Here is a 15,934-nt window from a genome sequence, read left to right on the forward strand (position 1 = left end):
CCGCGGCCGAGTCAGCCCCTGCGGGTCAGCTGATCGGCCACGGCCCGCAGCGCCGCGAGGTCGGAGACCTCGAACGGCAGAGACGGAACACCGACGATGGGCACGCGGGGGTGCGCACCGGTGAAGCGTCGAAGCAACCGCACTTCACGCGCTGCCGTCACGGCACGTTGCGCGTGAATGCGCAGGACTGCAGCAGTGAGCTCCGCGCCGGGCTCCTCGATCCGATCGAGCAGGTCGGCGGCCGTGGCAGCGTGATCGGCCTGCATAGACGACAGAGTCGGATGCGTCCGGTTCACGACCAATCCCGCCAACGGCATCTTCTCGGCCGAGAGGCGTTCGACGAAGAACGCTGCTTCACGCAATGCGTCGGGTTCCGCGGCAGCAACCACGAGGAAGCTGGTGCCGTCCTCGCGTAGCAACTGATAGGTGCGCGTTGCACGTTCACGGAATCCGCCGAACATCGAATCCAGCGACTGCACGAAAGCCGATGCGTCGGAAAGCATCTGGCTTCCGATGACGGTGGAGACGCCGCGCATCGCCAGGCTCATCGCGCTGGTGACGACCCGGGTGATGCCGCGGCCGGGGGCGGTGAGCAGCCGGATGAACCGGCCGTCGAGGAACGAACCGAGCCGCTGCGGCGCATCGAGAAAATCCAGTGCGTTGCGCGACGGGGGCGTGTCCACCACGATCAAATCCCACGACTTGTCCAGGGACAACTGCCCCAGCTTCTCCATCGCCATGTACTCCTGCGTGCCCGAGAAGGACGACGCCACAGTCTGATAGAAGGGGTTGGCCAGGACCTGCTCGGCCTTCTCCGGCGTCGAATGCTCGATGACCATCTCGTCGAACGTCCGCCGCATGTTCAGCATCATCGCGTGCAGCTCGCCCTTGGCACCGGCCCCCAACTTCACCGGCTGCGGGCTGTTGTCCAGATCGCCGAGCCCGAGAGCCTGAGCCAGTCGGCGGGCCGGGTCGATCGTCAAGACGACCACCTTCCTGCCCTGCTCGGCTGCACGTAGGGCCATCGCGGCTGCCGTCGTCGTCTTGCCGACCCCGCCTGCCCCACAGACCACGACGATGCGCGACGTGGGATCGGTCAGAATTCGGTCGACGTCGAGTTCGGTTGCTACTGGTCGAGTCATCGGACACCCTGTTCTGCCAGCTTGGCGGCGAGCTCGTACAAGCCGCCGAGATCCACACCATCGGCCAACATCGGCAACGACATGCGCGCGACGTCGAGTTCGTCGAGCGTGGTTGCGCTCTCCACCTGAGCCGAGAGCGTCGAGGCATGCTCGATCGATTCCGTGAGCAATCCCGCGAAATCGGCCTCGGAGAGCGTGATTCCGGTCTTGGCGAGACCGTCCTGGATGGCCGCGGCGTCGATGTCGCCCTCGGCGATGGCGTCGAGCGAGTCGCTGGGCAGGAACGTCGGTTCGGTGCGGTTGACGACGACGGTACCCAGCTGCAGATCTGCGGCCGCGAGCTCGCGCACCGCGTCGGCTGTCTCCTGTACCGGCAGTGCCTCGAGCAACGTGACCAGATGTACGACGGTCTCTGCCGAGTGCAGCAACCGCACGACGCCCTCGCTCTGCGAACGCACCGGGCCGCCCTTGGCCAGATCGGCCATGGCCTTGGTGACGTCGAGGAAGTTTCCGATGCGGCCCGTCGGCGGCGAGTCCACGACCACCTCGTCGTACGCGCGGTTGCCCTTCTTGTCGGTCCGCACCACGCATTCCTTGACCTTGCCGGTCAGCAGGACGTCACGCAGGCCGGGGGCGATGGTCGTCGCGAACTCGATGGCACCGATCTTGCGCATCGCGCGGCCGGCGAAACCGAGGTTGTAGAACATGTCCAGGTATTCGAGGAACGCGGTCTCGATATCGATCGCCAGCGCATAGACCTCGCCGCCGCCGTCTGCGGAGGCCACGCGCGTCTCGACCGGCGGCAGCTGCGGCACGTCGAAGAGCTGCGCGATGCCCTGCCTGCCTTCGACCTCCACCAGCAGGACGCGTCGGCCACCTGCGGCGAGCGCGAGCGCCAACGCGGCGGCGACCGTCGACTTTCCGGTCCCACCTTTGCCGGACACGAAATGCAGCCGCGCGGCATCTGCCTTCGCCGGCCATCCCTCTTGGTTCGATGTACCCACGTCTCGACCATATAGAGACGCGATGCCGGTCGTCGGACAGAACCGATAATCACCTGATCGCAGTGACGCACCCCTCGTACTCCGGTGGGCGATAGGCTTCGGGTCATGAGCGAAAAGATCATCTGGGAGTACTTCACCGCACCGGTACTGATTCATGCCACCAAGCAGATTCTCGACAACTACGGCTCCGAGGGCTGGGAGCTCGTGACGATCATGGCGGGACCGAACGGCGGCGACACGCTGGTCGCGTACTTCAAGCGTCCGAAGGCCTGAGCGCAGATGGCCGCCTGGAGTGAACGACTGTCCGAGCTGGGCATCGAGTTACCTGAGGTCGTCCCGCCGTTGGCGGCGTATGTCCCTGCGATACAGGTGGGTTCCCTCGTCTACACCTCCGGTCAGCTACCGATCGTGGACGGGAACCTGACGTCCGTGGGCAAGGTCGGCACCGACGTCTCGGCGGAGGACGCCACTGCCGCGGCGCGTATCTGCGCCTTGAACGCGCTCGCTGCGGTGCATGCGCTGGTCGGTATCGACTCGGTCGCGCGCGTGGTCAAAGCAGTCGGCTTCGTCGCCTCCGCGGAGGGATTCACCGGTCAGCCCGGTGTCGTCAACGGAGCATCGAACGTCATCGGTGACATCTTCGGCGATGCAGGCAAGCACGCCCGCTCGGCCGTCGGTGTCGCTGAATTGCCGCTCGGCGCGTCGGTGGAAGTGGAGCTCATCGTCGAACTGCGGTAGTCGACGTGCCGTGCAGCGCAGCGCAGGTCTCGTCGACGGCCGAACGCAGTATGTCGGCGTACCGGGCGTGATCGGGGATCGTCGTCGGACAGGCCGTCACACAGACGGTAACGACGTCCCCGTAGCCGTACACGGCGTGCGTGATGCTGCAGCCCGGGCCCAACGACGCGACGCCCGCGCACACCCGCGCCCGGCTCGACCCCAACTCGAGGTCCAGACCGGTTCTGTTGACGCTGGTCACCACGGTATGGCCGGTGACACGCTCGGGCCTACCGGTGCGCGGGGCGACCCGTCGAGCACGGCGGCCGAAGCCGAGCAGTAGAGCCGCGGGATAGAGCTCGGCCGACCGAGTGGCGTCGATGTGGCGTGGATCGTCGACGCGAGCACGCTGCAGGGTCAGCGCGTGCGCTACCGCCGTTGCTCGTTCGGATGCATCGGTGAGCTCGAGATGCAGATCGACGGCAGCCGGGACGGTGCGATTGATGGCGGGCCAGTCCGTCGACGTCCCGATCGCCATGGGCACTGCGGCGCGGATGCGGGTGTCGTCCCCCTCTCCACACGCAGTGAGATACGAGTTCAAGGCCGCGCCGACGGCGGTGAGCGCAGTGACCGTGACTGTGGTCGATCCGCCCGTCCACTGCGACCTCGGGAACTGCAGCACGTGCACCACCCTGGTCCCGTCGGGGTCGGCGTTGATGCACGTGGTCGCGATAGGCGCGGGAGCAACCAACTCCCCGGACCGCACGGCGTCGAGATACGTCCGCTGTGCCCGCACCATCCTTAGCTGCGACCGCGCCCAGCGGTACGGCAGGAGTGCGGTCGCGGCAACCGCGTCCCGTACGGGTCGTGGGCGCGAGACGACGGGGTCGTCGGGGAACGTGACGACGTCCGTCACGTCGTCTCGTCCGAAGAGAGCACGCACGATGCGGGTACCGGCGGACCCGTCGGACAATGCGTGGCTGACCTGAACGATCACGACGGTGGCCGCCCCTCGAATACCGTCGACGCCCGTCAGGCCGCGGCCCACGTGCACGGTCCATGCCTGTGTCGTTGCATCGACCGGAACGCACGCGCGCTCGGCCAGAAACGAATTCAGTGTGTGTCGGCCGTGCGAGAGATCGTGGTCGACCAGGTGGTCACGGGGCGGCGTCGGATCCCGAATCCACCGCGGGTACTCCAACGAACCCAACGCGTCGCCGATTCGTATCTGCAGCCGGGGAATCGATCGAGCACGTTTCTCGACGTGGGCGACGACGTCCTCGAACGTCGGTGGCTCGTGGTCCCCGGAGTCGAAGACGAACGTCGCGTACTGGTCCATCGAGCGATGCGGGACCGAGGTGTAGTGGAACATCGCATCTTTGACGTCCATAGTGGTCACGACGTCAGGGTGCCCACTGCCGCGCCTGATCAATCACCCTCTGCAAGTGCAGGCCTCGGTGTACCGAGCATTCGTGGTCGGTTCCCGTCTCGACCGACTCGAGAAATTCGTCCAGCAGGACGGCGAAACAGTCGATCGAGGAGGTGGATCGATCGGTGAGCGCCTCGACTCCGTCGCTGCCGCTCAGTTCGATGCGCATGAGCGACGGCATGATCGGCGTCCGCAGCGACAGCTGGACCGTGCTCCGGGCACCGCCCTCGTGTTCGAGTAGCACCGTCCAACTGTCCGACGCCACCGCGCGGTGCGAATACACAACGCGGGCAATGGTTCCCAGTGAGGCATCGAGGAGGTCGAACACATGGGGGCCGATGTCGAGGATTGCCCCGTCGTCATGTCGCCACCGAGAATCTGCGTATGCACCGCCGAGAATCGCGCCGGAGAACCAGGTTCCGGAGCCGGCAGCCCATGATCGGCCCGCTGTCGAGGCGAGGAATTGCCTTGTCTCCGGAGCGAATCGGAGTGTCAGGGTCACCATGGAGCGAACCCCGGCGGCTGTGACGGCCTCGGCGAGTTCCTCGGCCTCTGCCACCGAGGCGGCAATCGGCTTGTCCAGCAACACATGTTTGCCCGCTCGCGCCGCACGCAGTGCGTACCCCGCTTGCACGGCCGGCGGTACTGCGAACGCCACCGCGTCGACGGCGTCGAGCAGGGCTTCGAACGAGTCTAAGACCGGCGCGTTCAGCTCGGCCGCGGCTGTCGGTCTGCGCGCCCACACTCCGGTGAAATCGACGTCCGGGTGCGCGAGCAGTGCAGGTGCTTGAGTCTTGCGAGCCCAGGGGCCCGCCCCGACCAGTCCAATCTTCATGATTGTCGACGGTAGTCCGCATCCGCGCCGGTCGGGACGAGCCACCTACAGTATTCGAATGGCCGTTTCGAACTCCCAGCATCCCACATACGGATCACTCCGACAGGTGACGCCCACGGCGTCGGTTCTGCTCGCGGAGAACCCGGGCAAGATGACGCTCGACGGGACGAACACGTGGATTCTGCGTGCACCGGGGTCCGAGGAGTGCATCGTCGTCGATCCGGGTCCGAAGGACAAGGCTCATCTGGACGCCGTCGCCGCGTCGGGCACGGTGGCGTTGACCCTGGTGACGCATCGCCACGCCGATCACACGGGGGGTCTGAAGCGATTCCACCGCAAAACCGGAGCGCCGGTCCGGGCGGTGGGGGAGAAGTTTCTGTACGGCGGCGGAGAACTGCTGGCCGACGGCGAGCTCATCGACGCGGCGGGTCTGCGGATCCGGGTGCTGTACACGCCCGGTCACACGGCGGATTCGGTGAGTTTCGTGCTCGACGACGCAATCCTGACCGGAGATACGATTCTCGGCCGCGGCACGACGGTGCTCGATCCGAAGGACGGCTCACTCGCGGACTACCTGAAGTCCTTGGATCGGCTGGAAGCGGTAGGTGCCCAGAAAACGGTGCTGCCCGGGCACGGACCCGAACTGGCGAACGCCGCCGAGGTGGCGCGGTCGTATTGCGCGCACCGCCTGCAGCGGTTGGACCAGGTTCGCTCGGCACTCGCGGAGATCGGCGAGAACGCGAAACCGATGCAGGTGGTGCGCCACGTCTATTCCGACGTCGACAAGAAGTTGTGGCCGGCTGCGCGCATGTCGGTCAAGACGCAGCTGGCCTACTTGCGGGAGAACTAGCTGGATCGCTCGCTTTCGGCCTGCTTTGTCGCCGCGATGGCTCTGCCCGCGGACGGTGGTGTGCTGTGACGCTGGGCGTTCGACATGGTGTGTTCCGGGTACTCGAGAGCGGGAGGGGACGGAGTTCCCTCATCGAACCGGCACCCGAGAAAGGAGCACTGTCATGGGTAATGCAGCAAGCATGCTCGAGAGCTACCCGAAGGACCTGGGCGACATCGACACCACTGCGTTGGTTGCCTGCATCGAGGCGTGTACCGAATGCGCACAGATCTGTACAGCCTGCGCTGATGCGTGCCTCGGCGAGGACACCGTCGCTGAACTGACGTCGTGCATCCGCACAGACCTGGATTGCGCCGACCTGTGTGCGGCCACCGCCCGAATCCTCTCGCGCCAGACCGGGGACAACGCGACGGTCACGAAAGCGATAGTGCAGGCCTGCGCCGCTGCCTGCCAGGTGTGCGGCGACGAATGTGTCCAGCACGGTTCCCATCACGAGCACTGCCGGATCTGCGCAGAGGCGTGCCGCAACTGCGAGCGGGCCTGCCGAGATCTGCTCGCGGCTCTCGGCTGAGCGCTGCGCCGTCACCACTGGCACCTGATCACCACGGGCACCCGATCACCACCGGCACCTGATCACTGCTGCGCGTTCCGGTGTCCGTGGTCGGCAGCATAGGCATGGCAGATTTGCTCGAGCGTCCCGCCGGTGTGCAGATAGCGGGCATCGAGATGGTCGGTGAGTGACGACAGTTGCCGCTTGCTCCGGGCTGACGCACGGCGCACCTCCATCGCCGCCGAAGCCTCCCCCGCCAGAACCAGGGATGGGACGTTCGCGAGCATCGCGGCCAGGGACCGATCAGGATCACTCTCGCGGAAAAAGTAGGTTTCGCCGTACTGACGCACGTCGAACTCCGCGGTGATCAGCGTATCGGTGACACCGTCGAGCAGAGCGCACGCGATGCTCGCTTCCCCGTGTCGGGCGACCTCGGCCGAATCGGTGGTGGCCAGCAGGTACACACTCCGAGCCGCGGCACGCCGACGGATGAGGGCCGGGTAGATCTGCAGGATCCACGAGATGGCAGCGGTGAACAGCACGAACCCGATCAACGCCTGCAGCGGGATCAGCAACCGTAGCGCCGGATAAGCCGGGGTGATGTCGCCGTAGCCCAGGGTCGCCACGGTCACCAACGACAGATACAGCGCGGCCACCGGATCGGACGATGACTGTGGTTGCAGCGCCGAGGAAAAGTAGAAGCCGTCCGGCATGTGCGGCAGGTAGATCAGCGCCCACCCGGCCACGATCGATGCGGCCCACAGCAGCACGGTGGCAATCATGCCCAACGGCCCCGCCGACCCAAGCGCACGGCCGCGTGGGCCCACTCGCGCAGCGATCGCCCAGATGATCCGGAACATCGACCGACTGAGCGTGCCCAGCCCGGTCGGATGCCACAACGTCGCATAGATGTCTCTCAGCGCAAGCGCGATGAACGCCGCGCCGAGCAGAGTCAGTACCCACGTCACAACCAGCTACCCCTATCGTCTTCGCGCGAGTGCCCCGCTCTGCCACTGGCCCGGACGTACAGCGTGCGTCCGGCCGCGGCGGTGAGACCGAACGCCACTGTGCTCGCGGTCAGCACCAGCGTGCCGGCACCGAGTACCGCGTCGTCGACGCCGAGCCGATCTGCCTCCAGCGTCAGATAGAACAATGCCGATACCCCCACGGGCCCAAACCAACCGAGGTACAGCGCGTCCGGGAGCGGAAGGTGCAGCGGACGCCGCAACAGCAGCACGATCGGGATCCGACGAAGAAGCAGGACCGTGATCACCAGGGCGGGCACCTTCCATCCCAGCTGGCCCCATAGCTGCCATGGCAAAGCGGCACCGAGTAGGACGAACAGCGGCAGCACCACGAATCTGTTGACGGCTTCGTCGATCTCGACCTCGGAGGTTCGTTCGGTGCCAGTGCCGACGGCGTTGAAGGTCAGGCCTCCGACGAACACTGCCAGCACCCCATCGACGTGCAGGAGCCCGGCGGCACCGAGGATGCCCAGTGCCAGCACAACAGTGAACAACAAGGCCGGCCCGTGTGCGGTAGCGCCGTATCTGTCGCCCAGGCGCAGGGCCGCACCGCCGACCGCGCCGAGAATGGTACCGACAACGAGCGCTCCCAGCACCTGCCACATCGATTCGGCAACCGCAGTGCCGGCGCCCAGCGGACCGGCCACCGCGATCGCCGCGAGCACCAGAGGCAGCGCCAGACCATCGTTCGCGCCGGATTCCAGTGAGAGCAACTGGCGAGACCGGGCGGGCAGGTCACGCTCGGCCAGGTCCCCGGTAACCACACTCGATGCCAGCACCGGGTCGGTGGGGCAGATCGCGGCGCCGAACAACAGCGCCGCGGCCAACGGCAACCCGGCCACCGCCCATCCGAGACCTACCGACATGGCCGCCATCGCGGGCATGACCACCAGCAGCAGCACCGCCAGCACGCGTGCGTGGCGACGCACCGCGGTGACGGGATAACGCAACGCGACCGCCATGACGGAGATCGCCAACAGAATCCGGGCGAGCTCATGGAACAGACCGTGCTCCACGGTCACCGGTTCGATCGGCAAGGCACCGAGCAGCTGCGGGCCCAGCACTATCCCAGCGACCAGGCCCAGGAGCGGTTCCGACAGTGGCAGTCTGCGCAGTGCCGACGACATAGCTGCCACCACCACCCCGAGCACGCCGACCACAATGAGAAGGACATCGATGCGCATGTCAGTCGTGTTCCCGGATCCGCGCGCCGCAATCGTGCTCGGCTTCAACGATCGCGCGGTGCCGGGTCGTGGTGGCGTTCGGAGGTGACGTCGCTGGGTGAAAATGCCCAAATCTGATCTATCGACGTGCTCACCCGTGTGGCTCCGCACATGAGGGTGGGTCTCCTCCGATGCTGGTGGTCTCGGACCACACACCAGCGACCCGAAGGAAACCCGCGAACTCATGCTTACCAGGCTGCTGGTGTGGGTATTTTCATCGAGTGTGGTTCGATAACGGGTCCGGTCTGCTGCGTGTGATTCTTGTCGGTGCGGCCGCCTATGTTTGGCTGGTATTCGTGCTGCGGGTCTCCGGCAAACGAACCTTGGCCAAACTCAACGCCTTCGACCTCATCGTCACTGTCGCTCTTGGATCGACATTGGCAACAATCCTGCTCAGCTCCGAGGTGGCGTGGGCCGAGGGCGCGGTGGCCTTGGTGCTGCTGGCCGCACTGCAGTATCTGACGGCCCTGCTCTCCTCCCGCAGACCCCGCATCGCCCTGGCGCTCACCGCCGGCCCCACCCTGCTCCTCGAGCACGGCGTGATACTCGACGGTGCTCTGAAAAAGCAACGGATCCGCCCGGATGAAGTACGGCAAGCGGTGCGGGCCTCCGGGTTCGGTGACCTGACTCAGGTTGCGGCAGTAGTGCTCGAAACCGACGGCACCCTCAGTGTCATCGGGCGAGAAAAACACGGTAACGGCTCAGCCCTCAGCAATGTCCCCCCGCCTCGATAGCCGACCACGAGCGCTCGACAAGGACGCAGCTGTCGCCGGTCTGCTCCGCACCCGCGTGATGCTCGATTGTCGACCGAAGGCGACATACGGTCGAGCTCGCCGGCCCAGCCTTACTGAGTCTCCAGCGGAGTGAGCCACAGAATGATGATGTGGGAACCGCTGTCTTACCGAGGTGAAGAAATCGGCTGTACGAGCGGTCGGTGGCGGCCGCGAGTCGAGTGTGAAGCTCGGTCCGAGTGATCTCTAGCGCGCGCGGCGGGCCAGACGCTCGGAGTCCGAGATCAGGACGGACTTGCCTTCGAGCCGTAGCCATCCGCGGTGTGCGAAGTCTGCCAGTGCCTTGTTGACGGTCTCACGCGATGCTCCGACGAGCTGAGCGATCTCTTCCTGCGTCAGGTCGTGGGTGACGCGCAGCGATCCCGCTTCCTGGGTGCCGAAGCGCTGCGCGAGCTGCAGCAACGCCTTCGCGACGCGTCCGGGGACGTCGGTGAAGATGAGGTCGGCCAGGTTGTTGTTGGTGCGGCGCAACCGGCGAGCCAGCACGCGCAGCAACTGCTCGGCGATCTCGGGGCGCTGGTCGATCCAGTCCTTGAGGGCAGCGCGGTCCATGCTCACCGCGCGCACCTCGGTGACCGTGGTGGCCGAGGAGGTACGTGGGCCGGGGTCGAAGATCGACAGCTCACCGAACATGTCCGACGGTCCCATGATCGTCAGCAGGTTCTCGCGGCCGTCGGGGGAGCGTCGTCCGAGCTTGATCTTGCCCGAGACGATGATGTAGAGCCGGTCTCCGGGCTCACCCTCGTTGAACACGACGTGTCCGCGGGGGAAATCGACAGGCTGCAGCTGCTTCGTCAGCGCCGCAACCGCAGAGGGTTCGACTCCTTGGAAGATGCCGGCCCGTGCCAGGACGTCGTCCACTTGCGCTCCTTTTGGGATGTCGGTGATGCGGCAACCCGCACCCCCGAAAGCGTTTGTACATACTCGTCACCCGCCAAATCGCGCGTGCAATTCAGGCGTCGATGCCGATGCAATGTTCAAACACAACAATTACCTCAGGGGAGTCTACTTCGACTCGGCCGAAACCGAGTGATCGACGCCACCACAGGTTGCCAGAGGAACGGTACGTCTGTTCGCGTTCACCATAAATTCATCGAAATGTGGACAAATGGGTGCTCAGCTGGCCCGTTGGTCGACCATGCCGTCGCGTGTGTCGATGGTGCGCGGAGGAGTCTGTCGACGCTTACGGGTGTTGAAGCGGGCCAGTGCATGCGGAAAGCCTTCGTTGGCCAGAGTGGCGACCTCGGACTTGCTCGCCTTGTCGAGGAATTCCTGAACTTCCTGCTCTCGGACGCCGAGCTTGCTGAGCCGGAACTCCACCCGTTCCATCGCGAGTGCGAAGAGCATGAGTAGTACCGGAAAGAGCACCACGGCGAGTCCTTGCATACCGGCCAGTTAACACCGAAAAGATCTCGATACAAACACGGTCCGCCGCTGCCACAGCGAACGTTACGCATTCTTGTCCGTACAGTTGGGGAGTGGAATCGACAGCTCCGAAACGTCCCGACGTGCGCAAACGCGAGGAGACGCACCTCGGGCTGGTGCGCCGAGCTCGGCGGATGAACCGGACGCTCGGGGTCGCCTTTCCGCACGTGTACTGCGAACTCGACTTCACCACGCCTCTCGAACTCGCCGTCGCGACCATCCTGTCCGCGCAGTGCACCGACAAGCGCGTCAACATGGTCACCCCCGCACTGTTCGTGAGATACCGCACAGCTCGCGATTACGCCGAGGCCGACCGGACCGAACTCGAGGAGTTCATCCGCACCACGGGGTTCTATCGCAACAAGGCAAACTCGCTGATCGGACTCGGGCAGAAGTTGCTGGAGAACTTCGACGGTGAAGTCCCCGCTTCCCTGAAGGATCTCGTGACGTTGCCCGGCATCGGCCGAAAGACGGCCAACGTCGTGCTCGGCAACGCGTTCGACGTACCCGGAATCACCGTCGACACCCATTTCGGTCGGCTCGTCCGGCGCTGGCAGTGGACCGAGGAGCAGGACCCGGTCAAGGTCGAGCACGCCGTCGGCGCTCTCATCGAACGCAAGGAGTGGACTCTGCTCTCGCATCGAGTGATATTCCACGGCCGACGCGTCTGCCATGCCCGCACGCCTGCGTGCGGGGTCTGCGTCCTCGCGAAGGACTGCCCGTCGTTCGGGGCGGGGCCCACCGATCCTGCGACCGCAGCCGCGTTGGTGAAGGGTCCGGAAACCGATCACCTGCTCGCCCTCGCCGGAATCGTGTCGTGAACAAGGCTGCTCTTCGCTGGTCACTGGTTGCGCTGATTCTCGTAGTGGGGATGGTCTACGCGTTGTGGCCCCGCAGTGACTCTCCGGTAGCTCAGCCCTCGGACGGGCCCGGTTCGGGGCAGCGGGGACCCTCGACGGCCGAGCGCCGCGCCGCCGACACACCCGAGGCTCTCGCACCGTTGCGGCAGGACGCCGCGCTTGCCGCATGTCCGGCGGCGTCGGGCAATTCAGCGTCGGACAATTCAGCCTCGGGCACTGCGGCGGGCCCGTTGACGGGAATCACGCTCGAATGCATCGGCGACGGCTCCTATCTGGACGTCGGCCAGGCGTTGGCCGGCCGTCCGGCACTGCTCAACATCTGGGCCTACTGGTGTGGACCCTGCGCCGAAGAGTTGCCGTACCTGCAGCAATACGCCGAACGAGCAGGCGACGCGATCACGGTCGTCACGGTGCACAACGACCCCAACGAGGCGAACGGCCTGACGCGGCTCACCGATTACGGCGTCACCCTGCCCGGAGTTCAGGACGGCGGCGGCCGTGTCGCGGCCGCGGTGGGTGCACCGAACGTGCTGCCCGTTTCCGTTTTGATATCTGCAGATGGCACTGTCGCCAAGGTGCTGCCACAACCTTTCGACAGCGTCGACGACATCGCCGACGCCGTACGCGTGAACCTCGGTGTCGACTCGTGAGCGTTCCCGAGTGGCTCGGCCGCATGGTCGAGGTTGCCAGCGGTGCGGGCGGACTGACCGACACCACCGGCATCAACCCGGTACTGCAACGACAGGCGCAGCCGGCCGAGAGCTCCCGATCCGCAGCTGTTCTGGTGCTCTTCGGCGGCACTCCCGTCGTCGACCCCTCCTCACCCGGCGGACTGCCCGCCGATGCCGACGTGCTTCTCACTCAGCGCGCGTCGACGCTGCGTGATCACAGCGGTCAGATCGCCTTCCCCGGCGGTGCCACCGACCCGGGCGACGACGGGCCCATCGGAACGGCGCTGCGCGAGGCACAGGAAGAGACCGGACTCGATCCGGCCGGTGTGCTGCCGCTGGCGACGATGCCCGGGATCTACGTTCCGCCGTCGCGCTTCGACGTGGTCCCGGTGCTCTCCTACTGGCACAGCCCGAGTCCGGTTCGGGTGGTCGACGCGGGCGAGACCGAGCGGGTGGTGCGAGTTCCGTTGCGGGAGTTGCTGGATCCGGACAACAGATTTCAGGTGCGCCACCCCGCCGGATACCAGGGCCCGGCCTTCTCGGTCCAGGGAATGCTGGTGTGGGGTTTCACGGGCGGTATTCTGGCGGGCCTGCTCGCTGTATCGGGCTGGGAGTCCGAGTGGGACACGGGGGACATACGTGATCTGGAGGCCAGCTTGACTGCGGTAGGAGCGAGGCTCGATCGGTGACGGGTTCAGGGTGGGTCGATATTGCGGTGGTTGTCGTCGCGTTGATGGCGGCAACGTCGGGTTGGCGGCAGGGGGCGGTGGCGTCGGCGCTGGCGTTTCTGGGTGTCGTGCTCGGGGCGGTCGCCGGAATTCTGGTGGCACCGCACGTTCTCGAACACGTCGACGGAACGCGAACGCGGGTGTTCGTCGGTATTGCGCTGATCGTGATGCTGGTGATCGTCGGTGAGGTCGCCGGTATGGTCCTCGGGCGCGCACTGCGCAGTGGAATACATTCGCGCGGAGCCAGATCGGTGGACAGCACTATCGGGGCCGGGTTGCAGGCCGCAGCCGTGCTTGCTGCCGCGTGGCTGCTCGCGATTCCGCTGACGTCGTCGTCGCAGCCCGAGGTCGCCAGTGCCGTGCGTGGCTCGACCGTCCTGGGCAAGGTCGACGAGGTTGCGCCCGACTGGCTTCGCCAGGTGCCGAAAGAATTCTCGGCGCTGCTCGACACCTCCGGGTTGCCGGACGTCATCGGCCCGTTCGGACGCACCCCTGTCGCGGACGTCGCCGCACCGGATTCCGGTATCGCAGCGGGGCCGATTCCGTTGGCCTTGCAGGCCAGCGTCATCAAGGTCAACGGCATCGCGCCGAGCTGCCAGAAGGCGCTCGAGGGCTCGGGCTTCGTTGTCGGATCGGATCTGGTGATGACCAACGCGCACGTCGTCGCCGGTACCTCCGAGGTGACGGTCGATTCGCCGAACGGGCCTCTGGTGGCCGACGTCGTGTTGTTCGACTCCGAGGAAGACATTGCAGTGCTTCGGGTTTCGCAGCTCCAAGCGCCGGTGCTGGCGTTCGCGTCGTTGCCTGCCGAATCCGGCACCGACGCCATCGTGCTCGGCTACCCCGGCGGCGGACCGTACACCGCGAGCTCGGCGCGCATCCGCGAGATCATCAACCTCAGCGGACCGGATATCTACCGCACGGGAACCGTCCAACGCGAGGTCTACACCGTTCGCGGATCGGTGCGGCAGGGCAATTCCGGTGGACCGCTGGTCAACTCGTCCGGCGAGGTACTCGGCGTCGTGTTCGGTGCGGCAGTCGACGACCCCGACACCGGATTCGTGCTGACTGCGTCGGAGATCGCGGACGAGCTCGCGCAGAGCTTCGATGCCCCGGTGCCGGTGGGTACCGGCGACTGCATCGTCTAGCTCTCGCGTACGACTCGCAGAATTTCCTCGGACACCACGTCGGGTGCCTCCTGGTGCACGTAGTGCCCCACGTCGCGCACCGTTCGACGCGTCAGCCCCGGTGCCCAGTGCCGATCTCTGTCGAGGGTGGTGGGCAGGACGTACGGGTCGAGGTCGCCGCTGATCTGCGCGACGGGAATCGACGTGCGCACGTCCACCGCGTCCATGAAGCGGCGTCCGTCGGAGCGGAATTGGCTGCGGAACGCCCAGCGCTGATATTCGAGCGCACTGTGGGCGGCACCGGGAATGCGGATGGCAGAGCTCATCTTGGCTACGGTGTCCGCGAAATCCTCGGTGCCCTGCCACACGGACCCGGCGCGACTACGCATCAGCTCCTCCACCGCGACACCACCTCGACGCGTCAGCAGTCTCTCGGGACGCAGCGGCACCTGGTAGCGAACGAAGTGCGGCAGCAGCGCGGCGCGTTGTGCGGAATCCTTCAACACGGCGCGGCGCAGAGAGATGGGGTGCGGGGCATTGATGAGCACCATCGAGCGCACCATGCGCGGGTGCAGTGCCGAGCCGGCCCAGCACACCAGCCCGCCGTCGGCATGGCCGACGAACGTGGCGTTCGGGTAGCCCAGCGCGCGGATCAGTCCGACGATGTCGCCGGCCAGGGTCCAGCCGTCGTATCCGCGTGGGGGTTTGTCGGTGTCGCCGTAGCCGCGTAGGTCGACGGCGATGGCTCGGACCCCGGACTCGGCCAGGGCGCTCAGCTGGTGTCGCCACGAATACCAGAAGTCGGCGAAGCCGTGCAGCAGAACCACCAGCGGTGCGTCCGGTGCGTGCTCGCCGACCTCCACGATGTGGAACCGAATTCCGTTGGCGTGAATATCACGATGGATCCACTGTCCCGGATATCGGGCCGTGGACGGATCGGGCTGATTCATACTGCTCGATTCGCCGGGCTGCTACTTCTTGTAGCCGGGGACTCCGGGGATGGAATCGTGCTGGTTCGGCAGCACCGTCGACGCCTGCTTGAGCGAGTCGATGGTCTTCTCGGGCTTACGCAGCTTCTTGACCCTGCGGTAGCCCAGGAATCCGAACAGCGCGGCAGCCAGCACCATGAATGCGAACACGATGAGGAAGGCGGCCCAGCGGTAGAGCCACACGTCGAGCAGTTCGGCGGCGAAGAAGAAGAAGAAGAAACTGCTGAACAGCAGCACCGTCAGCGCGATGATGAAGAAGACGCTGCCCTGCAGCCCCTTCTTGACCTCGCCGGTGACCTCTGCCTTGGCGAGAGCGACTTCGGCGCGCACGAGCGTCGAGACCTGAGTGGTGGCGTCCTTGACGAGGTTGCCGATGCTGGCGCTACCAGGGGTTCGGGCATCGACGTCGGTCAGAGGTATCGACGAAATCGTGTTCGGGACGCCGTTTCCGTATCCCTTGTCATTGCTGACGCTCAACTCTCGACCCCTTGTAATCGCTTTGCTCGGTGTTGCGGAAGATCGTATCGACAGTAGTGCCTGAACAGGTTAACCGTTCCGCGACGGGCGA

Annotated in this window: 19 protein-coding genes; 9 read left to right on the forward strand and 10 right to left on the reverse strand. The window is 65.8% G+C overall.

Annotated elements, in window-relative coordinates:
* Nucleotides 1-11: 11 nt before the first annotated feature.
* The gene (locus tag ACIGGF_RS13620) at nucleotides 12-1,142 is read right to left on the reverse strand and encodes an ArsA family ATPase (protein WP_397521838.1); all 1,131 of its coding nucleotides are present in this window, start codon (nucleotides 1,140-1,142) and stop codon (nucleotides 12-14) included.
* A complete protein-coding gene (locus ACIGGF_RS13625; protein ID WP_397521839.1) occupies nucleotides 1,139-2,146 on the reverse strand; it encodes an ArsA family ATPase in 1,008 nt (335 codons plus the stop codon). The genes ACIGGF_RS13620 and ACIGGF_RS13625 overlap by 4 nt, the downstream gene beginning before the upstream one ends.
* A 105-nt stretch (nucleotides 2,147-2,251) precedes the next feature.
* On the opposite strand from ACIGGF_RS13625, the gene ACIGGF_RS13630 reads away from it, so the two are divergent.
* Entirely contained in the window at nucleotides 2,252-2,419 is a 168-nt protein-coding gene (locus ACIGGF_RS13630) for a DUF4177 domain-containing protein (protein WP_094609297.1), read from the forward strand.
* A gap of 6 nt (nucleotides 2,420-2,425) precedes the next feature.
* Entirely contained in the window at nucleotides 2,426-2,884 is a 459-nt protein-coding gene (locus ACIGGF_RS13635; RefSeq protein WP_397521840.1) for a RidA family protein, read from the forward strand.
* Here ACIGGF_RS13635 and ACIGGF_RS13640 read toward each other — a convergent pair.
* Both ACIGGF_RS13640 and ACIGGF_RS13645 read right to left on the reverse strand, forming a co-directional pair.
* The gene (locus tag ACIGGF_RS13640; RefSeq protein WP_397521869.1) at nucleotides 2,865-4,253 is read right to left on the reverse strand and encodes a wax ester/triacylglycerol synthase domain-containing protein; all 1,389 of its coding nucleotides are present in this window, start codon (nucleotides 4,251-4,253) and stop codon (nucleotides 2,865-2,867) included. The two genes, ACIGGF_RS13635 and ACIGGF_RS13640, sit on opposite strands and share 20 nt — an antisense overlap.
* A 13-nt stretch (nucleotides 4,254-4,266) precedes the next feature.
* Nucleotides 4,267-5,127 (reverse strand): Gfo/Idh/MocA family protein, encoded by an 861-nt coding sequence (locus tag ACIGGF_RS13645; RefSeq protein WP_397521841.1) that lies wholly within the window; start codon nucleotides 5,125-5,127, stop codon nucleotides 4,267-4,269.
* Between the two features lie 58 nt (nucleotides 5,128-5,185).
* On the opposite strand from ACIGGF_RS13645, the gene ACIGGF_RS13650 reads away from it, so the two are divergent.
* Nucleotides 5,186-5,977, forward strand: coding sequence for an MBL fold metallo-hydrolase (locus tag ACIGGF_RS13650; protein ID WP_397521842.1), 792 nt, complete (start codon nucleotides 5,186-5,188; stop codon nucleotides 5,975-5,977).
* 163 nt (nucleotides 5,978-6,140) lie between these two features.
* Nucleotides 6,141-6,548 carry a four-helix bundle copper-binding protein gene (locus ACIGGF_RS13655; protein WP_397521843.1) on the forward strand — a complete coding sequence of 136 codons (408 nt, stop codon included), beginning with the start codon at nucleotides 6,141-6,143 and terminating at the stop codon, nucleotides 6,546-6,548.
* A gap of 62 nt (nucleotides 6,549-6,610) precedes the next feature.
* Here the strand turns inward: ACIGGF_RS13655 and ACIGGF_RS13660 are convergent, their stop codons facing one another.
* Together ACIGGF_RS13660 and ACIGGF_RS13665 are read right to left on the reverse strand one after the other, a co-directional pair.
* Complete coding sequence (locus tag ACIGGF_RS13660) at nucleotides 6,611-7,495, reverse strand: potassium channel family protein (RefSeq protein WP_397521844.1); 885 nt, start codon at nucleotides 7,493-7,495, stop codon at nucleotides 6,611-6,613.
* Nucleotides 7,492-8,736, reverse strand: a complete 1,245-nt coding sequence (locus ACIGGF_RS13665; protein WP_397521845.1) for a cation:proton antiporter — start codon at nucleotides 8,734-8,736, stop codon at nucleotides 7,492-7,494. Before ACIGGF_RS13665 ends, ACIGGF_RS13660 begins: the two co-directional genes overlap by 4 nt.
* Before the next feature lie 260 nt (nucleotides 8,737-8,996).
* Here ACIGGF_RS13665 and ACIGGF_RS13670 point away from each other — a divergent pair, with 260 nt between their 5' ends.
* The gene (locus tag ACIGGF_RS13670; protein WP_397521846.1) at nucleotides 8,997-9,509 is read left to right on the forward strand and encodes a DUF421 domain-containing protein; all 513 of its coding nucleotides are present in this window, start codon (nucleotides 8,997-8,999) and stop codon (nucleotides 9,507-9,509) included.
* A gap of 243 nt (nucleotides 9,510-9,752) precedes the next feature.
* Here ACIGGF_RS13670 and ACIGGF_RS13675 read toward each other — a convergent pair whose 3' ends face one another.
* Nucleotides 9,753-10,427 carry a Crp/Fnr family transcriptional regulator gene (locus ACIGGF_RS13675; protein ID WP_027494494.1) on the reverse strand — a complete coding sequence of 225 codons (675 nt, stop codon included), beginning with the start codon at nucleotides 10,425-10,427 and terminating at the stop codon, nucleotides 9,753-9,755.
* A gap of 255 nt (nucleotides 10,428-10,682) precedes the next feature.
* Complete coding sequence (locus ACIGGF_RS13680) at nucleotides 10,683-10,952, reverse strand: hypothetical protein (RefSeq protein WP_397521847.1); 270 nt, start codon at nucleotides 10,950-10,952, stop codon at nucleotides 10,683-10,685.
* Between the two features lie 173 nt (nucleotides 10,953-11,125).
* On the opposite strand from ACIGGF_RS13680, the gene nth reads away from it, so the two are divergent.
* Genes nth through marP form a run of 4 tightly spaced genes read left to right on the forward strand, consistent with a single transcriptional unit; the run spans nucleotide 11,126 to nucleotide 14,398 of the window.
* The gene (gene nth / locus ACIGGF_RS13685) at nucleotides 11,126-11,812 is read left to right on the forward strand and encodes an endonuclease III (protein ID WP_397521870.1); all 687 of its coding nucleotides are present in this window, start codon (nucleotides 11,126-11,128) and stop codon (nucleotides 11,810-11,812) included.
* Between the two features lie 50 nt (nucleotides 11,813-11,862).
* Nucleotides 11,863-12,501 (forward strand): TlpA family protein disulfide reductase, encoded by a 639-nt coding sequence (locus tag ACIGGF_RS13690; RefSeq protein ID WP_397521871.1) that lies wholly within the window; start codon nucleotides 11,863-11,865, stop codon nucleotides 12,499-12,501.
* A 23-nt stretch (nucleotides 12,502-12,524) separates the two neighbouring features.
* A complete protein-coding gene (locus tag ACIGGF_RS13695; protein ID WP_397521872.1) occupies nucleotides 12,525-13,211 on the forward strand; it encodes an NUDIX hydrolase in 687 nt (228 codons plus the stop codon).
* Nucleotides 13,208-14,398 carry an acid resistance serine protease MarP gene (gene marP / locus ACIGGF_RS13700; RefSeq protein WP_397521848.1) on the forward strand — a complete coding sequence of 397 codons (1,191 nt, stop codon included), beginning with the start codon at nucleotides 13,208-13,210 and terminating at the stop codon, nucleotides 14,396-14,398. Before ACIGGF_RS13695 ends, marP begins: the two co-directional genes overlap by 4 nt.
* On the opposite strand, the gene ACIGGF_RS13705 is transcribed toward marP, so the two are convergent.
* Together ACIGGF_RS13705 and ACIGGF_RS13710 are read right to left on the reverse strand one after the other, a co-directional pair.
* Complete coding sequence (locus ACIGGF_RS13705; protein ID WP_397521849.1) at nucleotides 14,395-15,327, reverse strand: alpha/beta fold hydrolase; 933 nt, start codon at nucleotides 15,325-15,327, stop codon at nucleotides 14,395-14,397. The two genes, marP and ACIGGF_RS13705, sit on opposite strands and share 4 nt — an antisense overlap.
* Nucleotides 15,328-15,348: 21 nt before the next feature.
* Nucleotides 15,349-15,843 carry a phage holin family protein gene (locus tag ACIGGF_RS13710; protein ID WP_243597013.1) on the reverse strand — a complete coding sequence of 165 codons (495 nt, stop codon included), beginning with the start codon at nucleotides 15,841-15,843 and terminating at the stop codon, nucleotides 15,349-15,351.
* Nucleotides 15,844-15,934 lie beyond the last annotated feature (91 nt).

The organism is Rhodococcus sp. NPDC078407, assembly GCF_044542515.1.
Classification (GTDB): domain Bacteria; phylum Actinomycetota; class Actinomycetes; order Mycobacteriales; family Mycobacteriaceae; genus Rhodococcoides.

Coding starts and splice junctions, on each gene's coding strand:
- ACIGGF_RS13695 (WP_397521872.1), top strand. CDS start 12,525: ATGGTCGAGGTTGCCAGCGGTGCGGGCGGACTGACCGACACCACCGGC.
- nth (WP_397521870.1), top strand. CDS start 11,126: ATGAACCGGACGCTCGGGGTCGCCTTTCCGCACGTGTACTGCGAACTC.
- ACIGGF_RS13690 (WP_397521871.1), top strand. CDS start 11,863: ATGGTCTACGCGTTGTGGCCCCGCAGTGACTCTCCGGTAGCTCAGCCC.
- ACIGGF_RS13645 (WP_397521841.1), bottom strand. CDS start 5,127: ATGAAGATTGGACTGGTCGGGGCGGGCCCCTGGGCTCGCAAGACTCAA.
- ACIGGF_RS13640 (WP_397521869.1), bottom strand. CDS start 4,253: ATGGACGTCAAAGATGCGATGTTCCACTACACCTCGGTCCCGCATCGC.
- ACIGGF_RS13635 (WP_397521840.1), top strand. CDS start 2,426: ATGGCCGCCTGGAGTGAACGACTGTCCGAGCTGGGCATCGAGTTACCT.
- ACIGGF_RS13705 (WP_397521849.1), bottom strand. CDS start 15,327: ATGAATCAGCCCGATCCGTCCACGGCCCGATATCCGGGACAGTGGATC.
- ACIGGF_RS13655 (WP_397521843.1), top strand. CDS start 6,141: ATGGGTAATGCAGCAAGCATGCTCGAGAGCTACCCGAAGGACCTGGGC.
- ACIGGF_RS13665 (WP_397521845.1), bottom strand. CDS start 8,736: ATGCGCATCGATGTCCTTCTCATTGTGGTCGGCGTGCTCGGGGTGGTG.
- ACIGGF_RS13680 (WP_397521847.1), bottom strand. CDS start 10,952: ATGCAAGGACTCGCCGTGGTGCTCTTTCCGGTACTACTCATGCTCTTC.
- ACIGGF_RS13650 (WP_397521842.1), top strand. CDS start 5,186: ATGGCCGTTTCGAACTCCCAGCATCCCACATACGGATCACTCCGACAG.
- ACIGGF_RS13630 (WP_094609297.1), top strand. CDS start 2,252: ATGAGCGAAAAGATCATCTGGGAGTACTTCACCGCACCGGTACTGATT.
- ACIGGF_RS13620 (WP_397521838.1), bottom strand. CDS start 1,142: ATGACTCGACCAGTAGCAACCGAACTCGACGTCGACCGAATTCTGACC.